This window comes from Paenibacillus tianmuensis, from assembly GCF_900100345.1.
Classification (GTDB): domain Bacteria; phylum Bacillota; class Bacilli; order Paenibacillales; family NBRC-103111; genus Paenibacillus_G; species Paenibacillus_G tianmuensis.
Map to the genome: position 1 here is coordinate 41,942 of NZ_FMTT01000010.1, position 20,083 is coordinate 62,024.

At 60.7% G+C, this 20,083-nt stretch carries 5 protein-coding genes; all 5 read left to right on the plus strand.

Going from position 1 to position 20,083, the window contains the following annotated elements; all coding sequences use genetic code 11:
• The first annotated feature begins 193 nt into the window (after positions 1-193).
• Genes BLO51_RS09100 through BLO51_RS09120 form a run of 5 tightly spaced genes read left to right on the plus strand, consistent with a single transcriptional unit; the run spans position 194 to position 20,078 of the window.
• The gene (locus tag BLO51_RS09100; protein WP_090670095.1) at positions 194-16,585 is read left to right on the plus strand and encodes an SDR family NAD(P)-dependent oxidoreductase; all 16,392 of its coding nucleotides are present in this window, start codon (positions 194-196) and stop codon (positions 16,583-16,585) included.
• Positions 16,582-16,830, plus strand: coding sequence for an acyl carrier protein (locus tag BLO51_RS09105; protein ID WP_025683541.1), 249 nt, complete (start codon positions 16,582-16,584; stop codon positions 16,828-16,830). Before BLO51_RS09100 ends, BLO51_RS09105 begins: the two co-directional genes overlap by 4 nt.
• Positions 16,808-18,073, plus strand: coding sequence for a beta-ketoacyl synthase N-terminal-like domain-containing protein (locus BLO51_RS09110; RefSeq protein WP_090670098.1), 1,266 nt, complete (start codon positions 16,808-16,810; stop codon positions 18,071-18,073). The genes BLO51_RS09105 and BLO51_RS09110 overlap by 23 nt, the downstream gene beginning before the upstream one ends.
• Complete coding sequence (locus BLO51_RS09115) at positions 18,046-19,305, plus strand: hydroxymethylglutaryl-CoA synthase family protein (RefSeq protein WP_090670101.1); 1,260 nt, start codon at positions 18,046-18,048, stop codon at positions 19,303-19,305. The genes BLO51_RS09110 and BLO51_RS09115 overlap by 28 nt, the downstream gene beginning before the upstream one ends.
• Entirely contained in the window at positions 19,305-20,078 is a 774-nt protein-coding gene (locus BLO51_RS09120) for an enoyl-CoA hydratase/isomerase (RefSeq protein WP_090670104.1), read from the plus strand. Before BLO51_RS09115 ends, BLO51_RS09120 begins: the two co-directional genes overlap by 1 nt.
• Positions 20,079-20,083 lie beyond the last annotated feature (5 nt).

Below are 20,083 nucleotides of genomic sequence, written 5' to 3' on the forward strand. Positions count from 1 at the left end.
GTATGATTGAAAAAAACTCCTTATTTGCTTTCCAATCGATGTTGCGGCGCGTTGGCGGGCGTAAGGGGCACATCCAGTTGCATTGTGTCGTGTGCATGTGGGCAGATGACATGGGAAGAGTATGTCCGCATGACATATTTTCATAGCAGAACCTAAAAAAAGGGAGGAGCGATCCTCCCTTTTTTCTATTTATATGAGAGAAATTCGAAAAGAAACGCCGAACCGCGAGGAGGCACATATGAAAGATTTCCTGCAGCAACTATTGTCTGAAGTGAAACACAATCGTTTGTCCAAATCCGAAGCGATAGATATGATTCGAAATGCACAGGCGGCAAGCAGAAACGAGTCCGTTTCTGAGCCGGCTTCTGAATTGTTGACCTATGAAGAAGTCTGGAAGGAGGAAAAGGCGGCCGAGGGAACGCCGCTTCGTGCGAGCAAGCTGATCTGCTTCCTGACAGAGCCGGAGCATCAGCAAGCGGTCGTGGAAGCGGTGCAGGCTGTCGATGATCGCGTACAGGTTGCGTTCGTCACCAGCGGGGAGAGCCTTCAGGACGTGCTCGGCGACGGGCGGCGGGACTGGCAAGAGGTGGACGCCGTGCTGTACCTCTGTCCGCTGGAGGATGCGAGCTGCCGTCAGGACCCGGCTGCGCTCGTTCCTCTTGTCCAAGATCTGGCGAAGTCGAACGTGCAGGCCAAGCGACTGCTGCTCCTCGGTTCTTATGCCAACGAATTGGAGCGCTGTCATCTGGAGTCGTGGATCGCGCTGACCCGCTCGCTACGGCTCGTGCTGCCACAGACGCAGGCGGCCATGTTCATTCAAGAGGGAGAGGTCTCGCTCGCTGCGTGCCTGCCGAAGATTTTGACGGAACTGCAAGCGCCGTCGCTCTCCAGCGTTCTCTACCGATCCGGCAAGCGCTATGTCTGCTCCGTGCAGCCGACCGACTTGCAAGCGGGCGACTTGAAGGTGAGAGCAGGGGGCACTTATCTGATCACCGGAGGATGCGGCGGGCTTGGGTATTTATTTTCGGAATATTTTGCGAAAAAAGGTCCGGTCAAGCTGATCCTGACTGGCCGCTCTGCGCTTGACGATGAGAAGCTGGCCAAGATCCGTGCTCTGGAACAGCTGGGCAGCCAAGTCCTGTATGTGAAAGCGGATGTCTGCGAGGCGGATGCGATGCGGGAAGGGCTTGCTCAAGCGCGTGAGCAGTTTGGCGCGATTCATGGCGTTGTGCATGCGGCGGGTGTCACGAGCGACCGGAGCATCCTTGAGAAAGATGCGGAGAGTTTCAAGCGCATCCTCGACCCGAAAATCAGGGGCACCCAAGTGCTTGATGAGCTGCTCGCAGACGAAGAGGCGTTGGAGTTCGTCTGCTATTTCTCGTCGTCTTCGGCGGTCCTCGGCGACTTTGGTTCGGGTGACTATGCGCTGGCGAACCGGTTCCAGATGGCCTATGCAGCCATGCGAAACGAACAGGGGCGTCCCGGTAAGACGCTGGTGATCAACTGGCCGCTCTGGAGAGACGGAGGCATGGGGCTGGAAGATGAGGAGAGCGCCAAGATCTACCTGAAAACGAGCGGTCAGCGCTTCTTGGAAGTGGAAGAAGGGCTGGCGATGTTCGACCTCCTTCTCTCGCAGGAGCGGACGCAGCATCTGGTCATGGCCGGAGAGCGCCGTCGAGTCGAGCACTTCCTCGGCCTGTCGCAGCCGGAGCCTTCGAAGGCTCCGACCTCGCAAGCGGTCCTCTCTTCCGGTTCCGGAAGACGTCCGGAGATGAAGGGATTCACGGTGGCACAATGCTTGACGTGGGATTTGCAAGAACTGATCGGCGGAATTCTAAAGGTCTCGCGGGACAAGTTGGACGTGGGGACGAACCTGGCCGATTTTGGATTTGAGTCGGTCAGCTTGGCCGAGCTGGCCGCTGCGATGACGAAGCATTTTGGCGTGGAGATCTCCCCGGCGGTGTTTTTCGGGCATTCGACGATTCAGGCGCTGGTCTCGCATCTGGAGAGCGAGCATGGAGAAGTCGTGCGCGCCTTCTACGCGACGGAGCGAGTGCAGCCTGAGCGTGTGGAGAAACAGCCGGAAGCGTCTCTTGAGGACACTATTGCGGAAACGGCGGCGACCGAGACCTCGGGAGCGGGGCCGGAGCCGATTGCGATCATCGGGATGAGCGGGCGCTTCCCGCAGGCGCGCGACATCGACGAACTGTGGGACATCCTCGCCGAAGGACGGGATGCGGTCACCGAGATTCCGGAAGACCGCTATGACTGGCGGGAGTATTATGGCGACCGCAGCCGCAGCAAATGGCTGGGTGCGATCCCGGGCGTGCGGGAGTTCGATCCGCTGTTCTTTGAGATCTCGCCGCTGGAAGCCGAAGCGATGGACCCGAAACAGCGCCTGCTCCTGCAAGAGGCGTGGCGGGCGCTGGAAGATGCGGGATTGGGCAAGCGACATCTGAACGAGAGCAAGATCGGCATGTTCGTCGGCGTGGAAGAAGGCGACTATCAGATGCTGTCTCAAGGCGAGGATACCAGCATCACGTCGAACCATAACGCGATTCTTGCGGCGCGCCTGCCGTATTTCCTGAACTTTAGCGGCCCGGTGATGGCGATCAATACCGCCTGCTCCTCCGGGTTGGTGGTAGCCCATCAGGCCTGCTTGAGCCTGCGAAATGGGGAGTGTGACGCGGCGGTGGTCGCCGGCGTGAACTTGCTGCTGACGCCGGCCGCTTACCTAGGCATGACGGAGGCCGGCATGCTGTCGGAAGATGGCAAATGCAAGGCGTTTGACAACGGGGCGAACGGTTTGGTGCCGGGGGAAGCCGTGGCGGTGGTCGTGCTCAAGCGGCTCTCGCAAGCACTGGCGGACGGCGACCCGGTCTACGCGGTCATCCAAGGCAGCGGCGTGAACTATGACGGCAAGACGAACGGCATCACGGCGCCAAGCACCGTCGCACAGGCGAATCTCGTACAGGATGTGTACGAGCAGCACGAGGTAGACCCGGAAGAGATCGACTACATCGTGACGCATGGCACCGGGACGAAGCTCGGGGACCCGGTCGAGGTTCATGCGCTGCAGGACGTCTTCAAGCGCCGCACGCAAAAGCGCGGGTATTGTGCGCTGACTTCGACCAAGACCAATCTGGGCCACACGTTTGCGGCGTCAGGTTTGGTCAACCTGATCAGCTTGGTTCAGGCGATGCGGCATGAGACCATCCCGGCCAGCCTGCATTGCGAGACGGAGAACGAGTACATCCGTTGGGAGAACAGTGCCTTTTATGTGAATAAGACGAGCAAGCCGTGGACGAAGCGGGCGGGCGCAGGCCGTGTGGGAGCGTTGAGTTCGTTCGGCATGAGCGGCACCAACGCGCACATGGTCGTCCGCAGTTTTGAAAAGGGTGGGAATACCGGTCCCCAGGACTCGCATTACCTGCTCGCATTTTCGGCGAAAACGGACGAGGCGCTGCAAGAGAAACTGCAAGACATGATCGCGAAGCTGGAGACCGATTCGGGCGCGGCAGGCAGTCTCGCGCAGATCAGCTACACGTTGCTGGAGGGGCGTCAGCATTTTGCCCATCGTCTGGCGGTCGTGGTGCAGGATGCGCAGGAGATGCTGCGCGTTCTGAAACAGGCGCGGGAAGGTGTGCAAGATGCCAACGTGTTCCGCGGCAAGGTGGCGCGCGAGAAGGCCGGAGAGCCGGCCCTGCAGGAGCAGGCGTTGGAGCTGGCAGGGAAGAGCCGCGAATTGGCGACGAACCCTGCGGCCTATCAGGAGCACCTTCGTACACTTGCCGGTCTGTATTGCCAAGGCGGCGAGATCGCGGGAGACGCGCTGTTCGGCGCAGAAAGACCTACGCGCACGAACCTGCCGACCTATCCGTTCGCGCGGGAAGAATACTGGGTTGCACAGAAGGCGGAGGTCAGCGCTCTTCCGACGGCGTCGCAGTTGCATCCGCTGGTTCATCGGAACACGTCTGATTTTGCGGAACAGCGCTTTTCCTCGACGTTCACGGGAGCGGAGTTCTTCTTGGCCGATCATGTGGTCAAGGGGCAGAAGGTGCTGCCCGGCGTGGCCTATCTGGAGATGGCCCGCAAGGCGGTCGAGCAGGCGGCTGGCCTGAAGGATATTCGCCTGCGCAATGTGGTCTGGGCGCGGCCGATCCTCGTCGGCGAAGAACCTGTCGAGGTGCACATCGCCCTCTTCCCGGAGGCGGGCGGAGAAGTTGGATATGAGGTCTACACCCTGCAAGACGGGGAGGAGATCGTGCACAGCCAAGGACGCGCCGTGCGGAATGCGCCGGCGGAAGAAGCGCCGAAGTGGAACCTGAAGGAACTGCAAGCATCCTTCGTGCAGGGACAGTACGGGGCAGCGGACTGCTATGAATTTTTCCGTGCGATGGGCATGGAGTACGGGCCGGCCTATCAAGGCATCGAGCAGGTGCAGGTGGGCGAAGGGCGCGTGCTGGCCGGATTGAGGCTGCCGTCCGTCGTCACCGACTCTCTGGCCGACTACCTTCTGCATCCGAGCCTTGCAGATGCGGCCTTGCAATCGGCCGTCGGGTTCCTGATCGGGCAAGAGATCTTCAAGCCGGCACTGCCGTTTGCGCTGCAGGAGCTAGATGTCTTCGGGCCGTGTGAAGCCGAGATGTGGGCGCTCGTTCGATACAGCGCGGGCAGCCGGCCGGAAGAAAAGGTGCAAAAGCTCGATGTCGACCTCTGCGACAAGGAAGGAAGCGTTCGCATCCGTCTCAAAGGGTATACCTCCCGCGTGCTGGAAGCTGGAGCGGTTGCGGAAGACGAGCAGGCCGCTGTGCCGGAGAAGCTCGTGGAAACGAGCCGGGAAGAGGTAGCTGCTGCGAGCGCGGACCCCTTGCAGGAGAGAGCGATCGCGTATCTCAAAGAGCAGGTGTCCACCGTTTTGAAATGGCCGGTGAGCCGCCTTGATGCGGATGCGCCGCTCGAACAGTACGGGATTGATTCCATGCTGGTGATGAAGCTGACCAACCAGTTGGAAAAAACATTTGGCTCTCTGCCCAAGACGCTCTTTTTTGAGTACCAGAACCTCCGAGACCTGGCTGGGTACTTCCTCGACTCGCATCGAGCGCAACTGGTGCGGCTGACAGGGGACGAGGAACCGGCACAAGACGCCGCGCCGGCCCGCAAGCCTGCGGTCAAGGAGACGCCGGAACGGACGGCGCTCGTCAGCCGTCGACGCCAGCGGTTCGCTTCGATGGCGCATGCACAAGAAGAGGGAGCGAACGGCAGGCTGGACGTCGCGATCATCGGCGTCTCCGGCCGCTATCCGGGGGCGCGCAACCTTCAGGAATTCTGGGGCAATCTGCGGGACGGCGAGGATTCGATCACGGAGATTCCTCAAGAACGCTGGGATCATAGCCTCTATTTTGACCCGGACAAAAACAAGGCGGGCAAGACGAACAGCAAATGGGGCGGATTTATTGACGGCGTGGATCAATTCGATCCGCTGTTCTTCAACATCTCCCCGCGCGAGGCGGAGCTCATGGACCCGCAGGAGCGATTGTTCATGCAGACCGTCTATGAAGCGATGGAAGACGCCGGTTATACCCGCGAGACGCTCGCCAAGCAGCGCGGACGGGGGCTTGACGGCAACGTTGGGGTCTATGTCGGCGTGATGTACGAAGAGTATCAGCTGTATGGCGCACAGGAGACGCTGCTTGGCCGCCCGATCGCGCTGGCGGGAAGTCCGGCTTCGATCGCCAACAGGGTGTCGTACTTCTTCAACCTGCACGGGCCGAGCCTTGCCGTCGATACGATGTGTTCGTCTTCGCTGACGGCGATTCATCTGGCCTGCCAGAGCTTGCAACAAGGCGGTTGCGAGCTGGCGATCGCCGGCGGTGTCAACGTCTCGATTCACCCGAATAAGTACATTTTGCTCGGCCAAGGCAAGTTCGCGTCGAGCAAAGGGCGATGCGAGAGTTTTGGCGAAGGGGGCGACGGGTACGTGCCGGGCGAAGGCGTTGGCGCGGTGCTGCTCAAGCCTTTGTCCAAAGCGATTGAAGACGGCGATCAGATCTACGGCGTGATCAAGGCGACGGCGATCAACCACGGGGGCAAAACCAACGGGTATACCGTCCCGAACCCGAATGCGCAGGCGAATGTGATCGAGCAGGCGCTGCGGCAGGCGGGACTTGACCCGAGCATGGTCTCCTACATCGAAGCGCACGGTACCGGCACCTCGCTTGGCGATCCGATCGAGATCGCAGGCTTGACCAAGGCCTTCCAGGCCACGGCAAACGCCAAACTGCAATCCTGTGCCATCGGCTCGGCCAAGTCGAACATCGGTCACTGCGAGAGCGCAGCGGGCATCGCCGGCGTTACGAAGGTGTTGCTGCAGATGAAGCATCGCCAACTCGCGCCTTCGCTGCATGCCAAGGTGCTCAACCCGAACATCGACTTTGACGCGACCCCGTTCGTCGTGCAGCAGGAGCTGGCGGAGTGGAAGCGTCCGCTGGTGGAGATCGGCGGTCAGGTTCGCGAAGTGCCGCGCATCGCCGGCATCTCGTCGTTCGGGGCGGGCGGTTCCAACGCGCATGTGATCATCGAGGAGTACGTTCCGGCAGAGCCGCTGCGCACGCCTGTCGAGGTGTCGCCGCAGAATCCGGTGCTGCTCGTGCTGTCGGCCAAAAATGAACAGCGCCTGCGTCAACAGGCGGAGAACCTGCTCGCCGCACTGCAGGAGGGACGATTCGCCGACGAAGATCTCGCGGACATGGCCTATACCTTGCAGGTGGGACGAGAAGCGATGGAAGAGCGTCTCGCCGTAGTTGCAGGTTCGGTGCAGCAGCTGGTTCGCAAGCTGGAGGCGTTTATCAGCGGACAGGAAGAGATCAGTAAACTGTTCCGAGGGCAGGTCAAAGGCAACCGAGACACCTTCTCGCTCTTCGCCGCAGATGAAGAGCTGCAGGAAGCGATTGAAAAATGGATTCAGCGCCGCAAGCTGTCCAAGCTGGCCGACCTGTGGGTCAAGGGCCTGGCGCTCGATTGGAGCAAGCTGTGGGGCGAGGAATTGCCGCGCCGCATCAGCCTGCCGACCTATCCGTTTGCCAAACAGCGTTGCTGGGCACCGCAGCTTGAGCGTCCGCCCGTCGTTCGAGCAGGCTTGACGACGGACGCGCTTCATCCGCTTTTGCATCGGAACACGTCCGATTTTTCCGAACAGAGATACAGCACGAGCTTGACGGGGCAGGAGTTTTTCCTCGCCGATCATGTGGTGAAGGGACAGCGCGTTCTGCCGGGCGTCGCCTATCTGGAGATGGCGCGCGCCGCCGTCGAACTGGCGGCCGGAGCTCCCGACGAGGACACGCAATTCCTTCGTCTGAAAAATGTGGTCTGGACGCACCCTGTCACAGTTGGCGAGCGGCCTGTCGAGGTACACATCGGACTGTGCGAAGAGGAAGATGGCACGATCTCCTACGAGATCTTCAGCGGCGTTGACGCGAACATACACAGCCAAGGGCGTGCTGTCGTGATGGGCAAGAAACAGGTGGAGCAGTTGCCTGTTGAGGAGTTGAAGGCAGCTTACAGCACGCGTGAGATCAGCGCGTCGGAGTGCTATGAGAGCTTTGCCGCGATGGGCTTGGAGTATGGTCCGGCGCAGCGTGCGCTCGATCTGTTGCAGGTCGGCGACGGGCAGATTCTGGCTCGTTTGACACTGCCGTCGAGCGTGACGGGAACCGATTCGCAATACGTCCTGCACCCGAGCCTGATGGACGCGGCCTTGCAGGCGGCGATCGGGTTCCAGCTCGGCGTGGCACCGCTGAAGCCGGCGCTTCCGTTTGCGTTGCAGGAGCTTGACATCTATGCTCCTTGCACGTCTTCGATGTGGGCGCAGGTTCGCTACTGCGAGGGGTGCAAGCCGGGGGATAGCGTGCAGAAGCTCGACATTCGCCTTTGTGACGAGCAAGGCAACGTGTGTGCGCACATGAAGGGCTTTTCCTCTCGCGTGCTGGAAAATCAGGCCGACTCGGAGGCGTTCGAAACGCTCATGCTGGCACCGCATTGGACGGAACAGGCGCACGAACAGCAAGAGGCGACGGCCTATGCGGATCATCTCGTGCTGTCCTGCGAGTTCGAAGCTGACGTGCAAGGGGCGCGCTGCCTGACGTTGCAAGCGGATGAGAGAGACATCGAGGTGCGTTTTGAAGCGTATGCGATGCAGGCGTTGGAGGAGATTCAGCGCATCTTGCAAGGCAAGCCCAAGGGCAAGGTGCTGGTGCAGATCGTCGTGCCGGCCCATGCGGAACAACTTCTGCTCGCCGGGCTGTCAGGTCTGCTGAAAACCGCCCAGATGGAAAATCCGAACTTGATCGGGCAGCTGATCGAAGTCGATGAGCTCGAAGCGGTTGAGGAGAAGCTGCTGGCAGATCGCAACAGCGGGAAGGAAGACCGCATTCGATATCTGGGAAGCTCGCGACAAGTGGCGGGCTGGCGCGAAGTTCGCGCATCCGCAGATGCAGATGCCCTTTTGACACCGTGGAAAGAGGGCGGCATCTATCTCCTCACCGGCGGTGCGGGCGGTCTTGGACTGGTGTTTGCCAAGGAGATCGCCACACAGGCGCCGGGTGCAACGCTGGTGCTCACAGGTCGATCCGTGCTGGGCGATCCTCAACGAGAGGCGCTGTCCGAACTGGAGTCTCTGGGGGCGCGCGTGGTGTACAAGCAGGTGGATGTGACCGATCGAGCGGCAGTCGAGAAGCTGTTTGCAGAGCTGCGGGCGGATCATGGTACCCTGAACGGCATCCTGCACAGCGCCGGGGTGATCCGAGACAGCTTCATCATCAAGAAAACAGCGGCGGAACTGACGCAAGTGCTGGCACCGAAGGTGCGCGGGCTTGTGAACCTTGATGTCGCCAGCCAAGACATGGCCTTGGACTTCTTTGTCTTGTTCTCTTCGCTGTCCGGCGGCCTTGGCAATCCGGGGCAGGCCGACTATGCGGCGGCTAATGCGTTCATGGATCAGTACGCGGCGCATCGCAACAGACGGGTGGCCGCCGGGGATCGCCTTGGCCGGACGCTGTCGATCAACTGGCCGCTCTGGAAAGAGGGCGGCATGCATGTCGATCCGGAAACCGAGAAGATGATGATGCAGAGCCTCGGCATGATCCCGCTGCGCACCAAGAGCGGACTTCGCGCCTTCTATGAAGGCTTGGCATCGGGTCAGGACCAAGTGCTGGTGATCGAAGGAAAAGCGGAGCGCATCAAGAAGAAACTGCTGCCGGCATCTGTCTCCGTCTCGCCGTCCTCTGTCGCTGTTGCTGTCGATGACAAGGCGGACAGCATGAACCTGCGAGAGCGCGTGCTGGGCCTGCTGACTCAGACGGTTTCCCGTCTGCTCAAGGTCGATGCAGAAGAGCTGGATGCGGATGCAGAGCTGAGCGAGTACGGTTTTGATTCGATCACGCTGACCGAGTTTGCCAACGATCTAAACGAGGCGTACAAGCTGGACCTGATGCCGACGATCTTCTTCGAGCATCCGACGCTGCATGAGTTTGCCGGTTATTTGGCCGACGAATTCCGAGATGTGTTCGCCTCGCGCTTGACGGCTCCTTCCTCCCCGGCTGCCCCCGTGCAAGCGGAAACGGCACGGGCGGAAGTCGCAGCGCCCCTGCTGCAAGAAGCGACTCCGACCCGGGCGACGAGACAAAAGCGCCGCCCGCGTACCGCTGTGGTGCAACAGGCACAATCGGCGGTGACCGAGCCGATCGCCATCGTGGGGATGAGCGGGGCCTTCCCGCAATCCCGCGACATGCAGGAGTTCTGGCACAACCTCGTGGAAGGCATCGACTGCATCTCCGAGATTCCTCCGGAACGCTGGGATTGGAGAGCCTATTTTGGCGACCCGAAGACGGAAGCCAACAAAACGAACATCAAGTGGGGCGGCTTCCTCGACGAGACCGACAAGTTCGATTCGCTCTTCTTCGGCATCTCGCCGCTTGAAGCCAAGCTGATGGACCCTCAGCAGCGCCTTTTGATGACCTATGTCTGGAAGGCGATCGAGGATGCGGGCTATTCGGCACAGAGCCTGTCGGGCAGCAAGACGGGGATTTTCGTCGGAACGGGAAGCAGCGGGTACAGCGGACTGATCACGCAGGCGAACTTCCCGATTGAAGGGTACTCGTCCACGGGCGTCGTGCCGTCGGTCGGACCGAACCGCATGAGCTATGCCCTGAACCTTCACGGCCCGAGCGAGCCGGTGGAGACTGCTTGTTCAAGTTCGCTGGTCGCCATCCACCGCGCCGTCAGCGCGATGCAGAACGGCGACTGCGACATGGCGGTCGTCGGCGGTGTGAACACGATCGTAACCCCGGAGGCGCACATCAGCTTCAACAAGGCCGGCATGCTATCTGAAGACGGACGCTGCAAGACGTTCTCGGACGCGGCGAACGGCTATGTGCGCGGCGAAGGGGTCGGCATGCTCGTTTTGAAAAAGCTGTCGGTTGCCGAGCGCGACGGAGATCATATCTACGGCTTGATTCGCTCGACGGCGGTCAACCACGGGGGACGCGCGAACTCGCTGACGGCTCCCAACCCGAAGGCCCAAGCGGACCTGCTGATCAACGCGTACGACAAAGCCGGCATCGACCCGCGGACCGTCACCTACATCGAGGCGCACGGAACGGGCACCGAATTGGGCGACCCGATTGAGATCAACGGATTGAAGAGCGCGTTCCAAGAGTTGTACAGAAGAACAGGGACGCAAGAGGTCGAGAGCGTTCACTGCGGGCTGGGTTCGGTGAAAACGAACATCGGCCACCTTGAACTCGCGGCCGGCATCGCAGGCGTGATCAAAGTGCTGCTGCAGCTCCGTCACCGGACGCTGGCACCTACGCTGCATTGCGAAACGGTCAATCCCTACATCCAACTGGAGGGCAGCCCGTTCTATCTCGTGCGGGAGGCGAAGCGATGGGAGGCTCTGCAAGACGCAGCCGGCCAAGACCTGCCGCGCCGTGCGGGCGTCAGTTCCTTCGGGTTCGGCGGCGTCAACGCGCATGTCGTGATCGAGGAGTATCTGCCGAAGGAGCAGCCGAGATCGAAAACGGAGACCTCCACCGAGAACCCGGTCGTCATCGCGCTGTCAGCCAAGAATGAACAGCGCCTGCAGGAGCAGGTGCGGCAACTGTGCAACGCCCTCGTCGCGCAGGAGTTTGCCGACGAAGACCTCGCATCCATCGCCTACACGCTGCAAGTTGGGCGCGATGCGATGGAAGAGCGCCTGGCGCTGGTCGTCACGTCGGTTGAAGAGATGGAGCGCAGATTGCAGGCGTTCTTGCAAGGGCAGACCGGGCTGAACGGTGTCTGGCGAGGACAGGTCAAGCGCGGCAAGGCGAGCTCGGCCGAAGCGGCCGCTCATCCGGAATCGCGAGGGGCGGAGCAGATCGCCGAACTCTGGGTGAAGGGCCAGTTTTCTGACTGGAACCGACTCTACGGCGAGAACCGACCGCGCCGTCTCAGCCTGCCGACCTATCCGTTCGCGAAGGAGCGCCACTGGATTTCGCAAGCGCAGGATGCCTATGAAGCGCTGCTGTTTGAACCGATCTGGACCGAGCAGGCGGTGGTCCCGCAATCTTCACCACCGTCTCTCGCGCAGCATCTTGTGCTGCTCTGCGAGGTCGAGGCGAAGCTCGATTCGTTGCAGTATCGCATCCTGCAAGCCGGCTCCGCTGCGCTTGCAGAACGCTTCCAAGCGTATGTGGCACAGGTGTTCACGGAGATTCAGACCCTTCTGCAGAACAAGCCGAAGGGCAAGGTGCTGATGCAGATCGCCGTGCCGTCACAGGCGGATTCGCAGCTGTTCACCGCGCTGTCCGGCCTGTTGCGAACGGCGCAGTTGGAGAACCCGAACTTCATCGGGCAAGTGATCGAAGTGGAGTCGGGCGCAGGGCTTGAAGCGAGACTGCAAGAGAACCTGCACGCCCTGCAAGACGACCATGTCCGCTATCAAAACGGCAAGCGTCTTGTTGCCGGGTGGCGCGAAGTGGAGATCGACCAAGAGCGCGCCCCGGTTCCGTGGCGTTCAGGAGGCATCTACCTGCTTACGGGCGGCGCCGGCGGGATCGGGATGATCGTCGCCGAGGAGATCGCACGGCAGGCCGCCAACCCGACCCTGATTCTCGCGGGCCGATCCCCGCTGTCGGACGCTGGTCAGGCCCGTCTGCGGAAACTGCGGGGCATGGGCGCATGCGTGGAATATCGACAAGTCGACGTGAGCTCTGCTCCTGAGGTGACACGCCTGATCGAAGGCATCTGTGAAAAATACGGCACCCTGCACGGCATCTTGCATGGTGCGGGCGTCAACCGGGATCAGTTCATTTTCAAGAAAACACAAGAGGAGTTGGCCGAGGTGCTGGCTCCCAAGGTTGCAGGTCTGGTGCATCTGGATGCGGCCAGCAAAGGCCTGAACCTCGACTTCTTCGTGCTCTTCTCCTCCGTCGCAGCCGTCTTCGGCAATCTCGGACAGGCCGACTACGCGACGGCGAACGCATTCCTGGATGCCTTTGCGAACTCTCGCGGCGGACGCATCTTGTCCATCAACTGGCCGCTCTGGCAAGAGGGCGGAATGCGCGTTGACGAAGAGACGGAAAAGCTGCTGCTGCAACGCATGGGGATGATCCCTCTGCGAACTCAAACCGGGTTGCAGGCCCTGTATCGCGGTCTGGCAACCGGCAAAGATCAGGTGATGGTGTTGGAAGGCAAACGTGCACAAATCAAGCAGACCTTGCACTCAGAACCGGTTCACGCAACGTCCGCTTCCTCGACGGCGGTCCTGCCGCCGCTGGAAGCAGCCCTGCTGCACATGGTTTCCGAGTTGCTCAACGTGAAGGGGAACGAGATCGATCCGGATGCTCAACTGACGGAATACGGCTTCGATCCGTACCTGCTCAGCGAACTGGCGCAGAAGATCAACCGTCAATACGGGCTGGAACTCACGCCGGCTTCGCTCTATGAGACCACGCTTCGTCAAGTGGCAGAACGCATCGAGGCACGCGCAGCCAAAGCCGAAGCCGCAGAGGTCGTCACGCCTGCCAAGGAGCAAGACGCCGCACTGCGCGCCAAGACCTTGCATGCGCTAAAAGTTCTCTTCAGCGAAACCACCGACATCCGCGCGAACCAGCTGGATGCCGAAGAGCCACTGGAGAGCTACGGGATCGATTCGCTGATGATCTCCAAGCTCAACCAGAAGCTCGCCGTGATCTTTGGCGATCTGTCCAAGACGCTCTTCTTTGAATACCGCACGCTGGGCGCGCTGGCCGACTATTTTGTCGAGGAAGAACGGACGGCCTGTCAGCGGTGGACGGGGTATGAAGCACCCGTCGCAGCGGATGCATCTGTTGCACAGCCGCCGGCAAGACCGGTCGAACGGATCGCGCCTGTAGCGCCATTGCCGACGAAACCGAACGAGCGCGAACCGATTGCGATCATCGGGATCTCCGGCCGCTATCCCAAGTCGCCTTCGCTACAGCACTATTGGGAGAATCTAAAAGCGGGCCGAGACTGCGTCTCCGAGGTTCCGAGCGAACGCTGGTCGCTGGATGATTTTTACCATCCGAATCAAGACGAAGCGATGAGACAAGGCAAAAGCTACAGCAAATGGGGCGGTTTTGTAGACGGATTCGCAGACTTCGATCCGCAGTTCTTCAACCTGTCGCCCCGAGGGACGATCAACATCGACCCGCAGGAGCGCCTCTTCTTGGAAGAGAGCTGGAAGGCGCTGGAGGATGCCGGATATACCAAGGAGCGCATCGCGGACCAGCACGAAGGCCGCGTCGGGGTGTTTGTCGGCGTGACCAAAACCGGCTTTGAGCTGTATGGGCCGGATCTGTGGAAGCAAGGGGAGAAGATCTTCCCGCGCACGTCTTTTGCTTCCGTTGCGAATCGCGTGTCGTATTTCCTCAACCTCAACGGGCCGAGCATGCCGGTGGATACGATGTGCTCCTCTTCGCTGAGCGCGATTCATGAGGCTTGCGAGCACTTGTATCGCGGGGACTGCGAGATGGCGATCGCGGGCGGGGTGAACCTGTACCTGCATCCTTCCACCTACGTGTTCCTCAGTGCGCAGCGCATGCTCTCGACGGACGGGCAGTGCAAGAGCTTCGGGCTGAATGGCAACGGATTCGTGCCGGGCGAAGGTGTGGGCGCAGTATTGCTCAAGCCGTTGTCGCAAGCGCTCGCGGACGGCGACCAGATTCATGCGCTGATCCGAGCCTCCCGCGTGAACCACGGCGGCAAGACCAACGGGTACACCGTGCCCAACCCGACTGCGCAAGGCGACCTGATCTTCGAGACCTTGGAGCGGGCCGGACTCAACGCGCGCCAAGTCAGCTACATCGAAGCGCACGGCACGGGCACAGAGCTCGGCGATCCGATCGAGATCACCGGGCTGACACAAGCTTTCCGACGCCATACGAAGGACACCGGATTCTGCGCGATCGGCTCGGTGAAGTCGAACATCGGACATCTGGAAGCGGCAGCCGGCATCGCGGGACTTGCGAAGATCGTCATGCAGATGAAGCATGGCCAACTTGCGCCGAGCCTGCATGCGCAAGAGTTGAACCCGAACATTCAGTTTGGGAAAACGCCGTTTGTGGTGCAGCAGGAGCTGACCGACTGGAAGCGTCCGGTGGTAGAGATCGACGGCAAAGAACAGGAAGGTCCGCGCATCGCAGGTCTGTCCTCGTTTGGTGCAGGGGGTGCCAATGCGCACATCCTCATCGAAGAGTACAGACCTGAGCAAGCGTCTGGGACGCAGGCGCGGGTCACGCCGCAGAACCCGGCTGTGATCGTGCTGTCGGCTCGCCAGGAAGAGCAGCTTCGCCAACAGGCTCTGCAGCTGCTGGCAGCCGTCGAGGACGGACGAATCACGGAGGCCAATCTGTCCGATGCGGCCTACATGCTGCAGGTGGGACGCGAGCCGATGGAAGAGCGGCTGGCGCTGGTCGTTGGCTCTCTGCAAGAGATGACTGACAAGCTGAAGCGCTATGCAGCTGGCGAGACGGGCGTAGAAGACCTGTATCGCGGGCAATTCAGACGCAACAATGAGGATCTGATGCTGTTTGCCGCCGATGAAGACATGGCGCTGACGATTGAAGCGTGGATTGCAAAGCGCAAGTTCGGCAAACTCCTTTCCTTGTGGGTCAAGGGATTGACCTTAGATTGGAAAAAGCTGCACGGTGCACACCAGCCCCGCCTGATCAGTCTCCCGTCGTACCCGTTCGCCAAACAACGCATCTGGCTCCCGGCGATCCGTGTAGCACCGGCAGCACCGGTAGCACCAGTCGCACTAGTCGCACCGGAGGGCGAACTCAAGCCGATCGGACCGGCCAAAGCGTCGTCGAACCGTTCCGGCAGATCGAACCGTTCCGTCCGAACGAACGGGATCGCGCTGCAGCCGCTGTCGGCTGTCCGCGAGCCGTCCTCGGAACGGTCAGCACCCCGTCGACCGATCCAACTGTCACCTGTAGGTCAAGCGACGACGGCACCGGCCCCTGTGGAGATCAAAGTGGCGGTGCCTGCACCGTCTGTTCCGGCATCCATCCCGGCGGAGTCTTTGCAAAAAGAGCTGCAAGCGACCCTGGCCGAAGCGCTGTTCTTGCAGCCGAGCGACGTCGACGTGAACAAGGCATTCGTGGACATGGGGCTGGACTCCATCGTCGGTGTGGAATGGGTTCGCGTGATCAATCAACAGTACGGCACGGACATCCCGGCGACCAAAGTCTATGACTACCCGACCATCCGCGAGTTTGCCGGCTACATCGCAAACGTGTTGAGCAAAAACGCACCAAGAGCGGCAACGGCACCTGTACCAGCACCGACACCAGCGCCGACGCCTGCACCAACACCTGCACCGCAAATCGAAGCTCCCAAGGCGGCTCCTTCCGTCTCGGCGGCCACCCTGCACGAAGAATTGCGCGCAAGTCTCGCAGACGCGTTGTTCCTGCAAGCGGCCGACATCGACCTCGACAAAAAGTTCGTCGACATGGGGCTGGATTCCATCGTCGGAGTGGAATGGATTCGCGTGATCAACCAGCAGTACGGCACCGACATCCCGGCGACCAAAGTCTATGACTACCCGACCGTCCGCGAATTGGCCACCTATCTGTCAAAATCCCTGAAGGTGCAGCCGAGCGAACCTAGCCAGCCAGAGATCAAAACGGCGAGCCCGATCCCCAGTGCCCCGTCCGCAGAGGCGTTGCAAGAAGAACTGCGCACCAGTCTCGCAGACGCGCTGTTCCTGCAGCCAAGCGACATCGACCTCGACAGGAAGTTCGTCGACATGGGCCTGGACTCCATCGTCGGAGTGGAATGGATTCGCGTAATCAACCAGCAACATGGCACCGACATCCCGGCGACCAAAGTCTACGACTACCCGACCCTTCGCGAATTCGCCGCCTACTTGAGCAAGCAGCTGCACAAGCATCCGATCGCGGAACAGCCGGCAACGGAGCTCTCCGTAGACGATCTGCTCTTGCAGGTGTATGAAGGGAATCTCGACAGCGAGCAAGCCGATCAATTGCTTCAGCAGTTCAAAATCAAGGAGGAAGTAAAATGACCAAACAAGAGATCTTTGAAGTCGTCGTCCGCAATACCCGTGAAGTGCTCCCGGAGCTGGAAGGTCACACCTTCCAGCCGACGGACCAACTGGCCAATCTTGGCGCGAATTCGGTGGATCGCGCGGAGATCGTCATGATGACCATCGAAGAGCTGGACCTGAAGATCCCGCGCGTCGAGCTGTCCACGGCGAAAAACATCGGTGAACTGGTCGAGGTCCTCTATGGCAAGCTCCAGACCGCCTGAGTTGCTCATCACGGGCCTTGGCGTCACCTCGGCCATCGGGCAGGGCAAGTCGGATTTTACCTCCGCTCTGCTGGCAGGCCGCCATGCGTTCGGCGTGATGCAACGCCCGGGCAGACAAAAAGGAACCTCCTTCCTCGGAGCGGAGGTTCCTTCCTTGTCTCTTCCGGAGCGTTTTACCAAACGGCTGTTGCGCACGCTCTCTTTTTCCGGGCAAGTGGCGCTGGCCACCTTGCAAGAGGCGTGGGACGAAGCGCAGCTCAGCACGGTCGACCCGTCCCGCATCGGCCTTGTGGTAGGCGGCTCCAACCTGCAGCAGCGCGAACTGCTGCAAACGCATGAATCCTACGGGGACCAGCTCGACTTTCTGCGTCCGACCTACGGACTCTCTTTTCTGGACAGCGACCTGAGCGGCCTGTGTACCGAACAGTTCGGCATACGCGGGTTCGGCTACACGATCGGCGGGGCTTCGGCCAGCGGACAGTTGGCGGTCTTGCAGGCCGCTGAAGCGGTTCGTTCGGGACAAGTTGATGTCTGCCTCGCGATGGGAGGCTTGATGGATCTGTCCTACATGGAGCTTCAGGGATTACGAGCACTCGGCGCGATGGGAAGCGACCGCTATGCGGACGACCCAGCTCGGGCATGCCGTCCGTTTGACAAGGGACGCGACGGGTTCATTTACGGGGAAGGATGCGGCGTCATCGTGATCGAACGGGCCGAACATGCGATCCAACGGCAGGTCCGACCCTACGCGAGCGTGGTCGGCTGGGGCCTGGCGATGGATGCCAACCGCAACCCGAACCCCTCGTGCGAGGGGGAGGTTCGAGTGATTCGACAAGCGCTGGAACGAGCGGGCCTGTCACCCGAGGAGATCGACTACATCAACCCGCATGGAACGGGATCGGGGATCGGCGATGAGACCGAATTGCAGGCTCTGCGCGAATGCGGGCTGCTTGCGGCGCGCATCAACGCCACCAAGTCGATCACGGGCCACGGGCTGACGGCGGCCGGCGCTGTGGAGATCGTCGCCACGCTGCTGCAGATGAGAGCGTCTCAGCTGCATCCGACCCGCAACTTGGAGGACCCGATGGACATCGAGTTCAACTGGGTGCGTGGAGAAGCGGAGCCGCATGACATGCACAGAGCCCTGAGCCTGAGCATGGGATTTGGCGGCGTTAACACCGCCATCTGTTTACAACGAGTAAGAGGAGGACGACTATGGCTGCCGTCGGTATCGAAGCGATGAATGTGTTCGGGGGGACCGCGTATCTCGATGTCATGGATCTGGCCAGACATCGAAACCTGGACATCCCCAGATTTGAAAATTTGCTGATGAAGCAAAAGGCGGTCGCCTTGCCGTTTGAAGACCCGGTGACATTTGCCGTCAACGCGGCCAAGTCGGTGGTCGATGCGCTGTCCGAGGAAGAAAAAAACCGCATCGAACTGCTGATCACCTGCACGGAATCCGGGATCGACTTCGGCAAGTCGCTCAGCACCTACGTGCATCATCATCTGGGACTGAGCCGTACCTGCCGCCTGTTCGAGATCAAGCAAGCCTGCTATTCGGGCACAGCCGGTTTCCAGATGGCGATCAACTTCATCCTCTCCCAAGTCTCGCCCGGAGCCAAAGCGCTCGTCGTCGCCACGGACATCTCCCGGTTCCTGGCCGTCGAAGGCGGAGATGCGCTCAGCGAAGACTGGTCGTTCGCCGAACCGAGCGGAGGCGCAGGCGCGGTGGCGCTTCTGGTCAGCGACAAGCCGCACGTGTTCCAAGTCGATGTCGGAGCCAACGGATATTACGGCTACGAGGTGATGGACACCTGCCGCCCAGTGGCCGACAGCGAAGCGGGCGACGCGGACCTCTCCCTGCTCTCGTATCTGGATTGCTGCGAGAATGCGTTCCTGGAATACCAGCGCCGCGTCGCCGATGTCGAGTACCGCGACACGTTCCAGTACCTGTCCTTCCACACGCCGTTTGGCGGCATGGTCAAAGGCGCGCACCGCACGATGATGCGCAAGATCGCCAAGGTCAAAGGCCCGGAGATCGAAGCCGATTTCCAACAGCGCGTGGTGCCGGGTCTGACCTACTGCCAGCGCGTGGGCAACATCATGGGGGCCACCGTTCTGCTCTCCTTGGCGAGCACGATCGACAACGGACAGTTTGAAGGGAACAAGCGCATCGGGATCTTCTCCTATGGCTCGGGCTGCTGCTCCGAATTTTACAGCGGCGTTGTCACCCCTCGCAGTCAAGAAGTCCTGCGCGGCTTCAAGCTTCAAGAGCAACTGAACAACCGCTACCGACTGTCGATGGACGAATATGAAAAGATTCTCCACAGCAGCAGCGCCGTCAAATTCGGCACCCGCAATGTCAAGCTGGACTTGAACCTGATCCCGGGCGCCCTCGCTTCCGGGCAAGCCGGACAGCGCCTGTATCTGGAAGAGATCTCAGAATTCCATCGAGAATACCGGTGGTGCTGATGAACACGGCCGCCTACGAGACGATCCGGGTGCGGATGCAAGGCCCGGTGTGCTTTTTGCAGTTCAACCGTCCCGAGGCGAAGAACACGATCAACGAGCGCTTGGTGTACGAGTGTCGCCAGGTGATCGATCACTGCCGGGAACAGGCTTCGATCCTCGTGCTGGAGGGGTTGCCGGACGTGTTCTGCTTCGGGGCCGATTTTCAAGAGCTGCATGAGAAAAAGGCGAGCGGGCAGAGCCTCGACCCGTCACCGGAGCCGCTGTACGACCTGTGGCTCGATCTGGCGACTGGCCCGTTTATCACCATCTCGCACGTTCGCGGCAAGGTCAACGCAGGCGGCGTCGGGTTTGTCGCCGCCTGCGATATCGTGCTGGCGGATGAAACGGCGGAGTTCTCCTTGTCCGAATTGCTCTTCGGACTTCTGCCGGCATGCGTGCTGCCGTTTTTGATCCGGCGGATCGGTTTTCAGAAGGCGAACTATCTGACGCTGATGACGCAGCCGGTCAACGTCCGACAAGCCGTGGAGTGGGGGCTTGTCGATGCCTGCGATGCAGAGAGCGAGACCTTGCTTCGCAAGCATCTCATGCGGCTGCGCTATGTGCCCAAGCGCGGCATCGAGCGATACAAGCGCTTGATGAACAGCTTGCAGGACGGTCTGCACCGCGCCAAGCCGTTGGCGCTCGAAGCGAACCGGGAAGTGTTTGCAGATCCGCGCAACCAAGAGCTGATTTTCCGTTATATCGAAACGGGGCAATTCCCGTGGGAGAGCTGATCCAC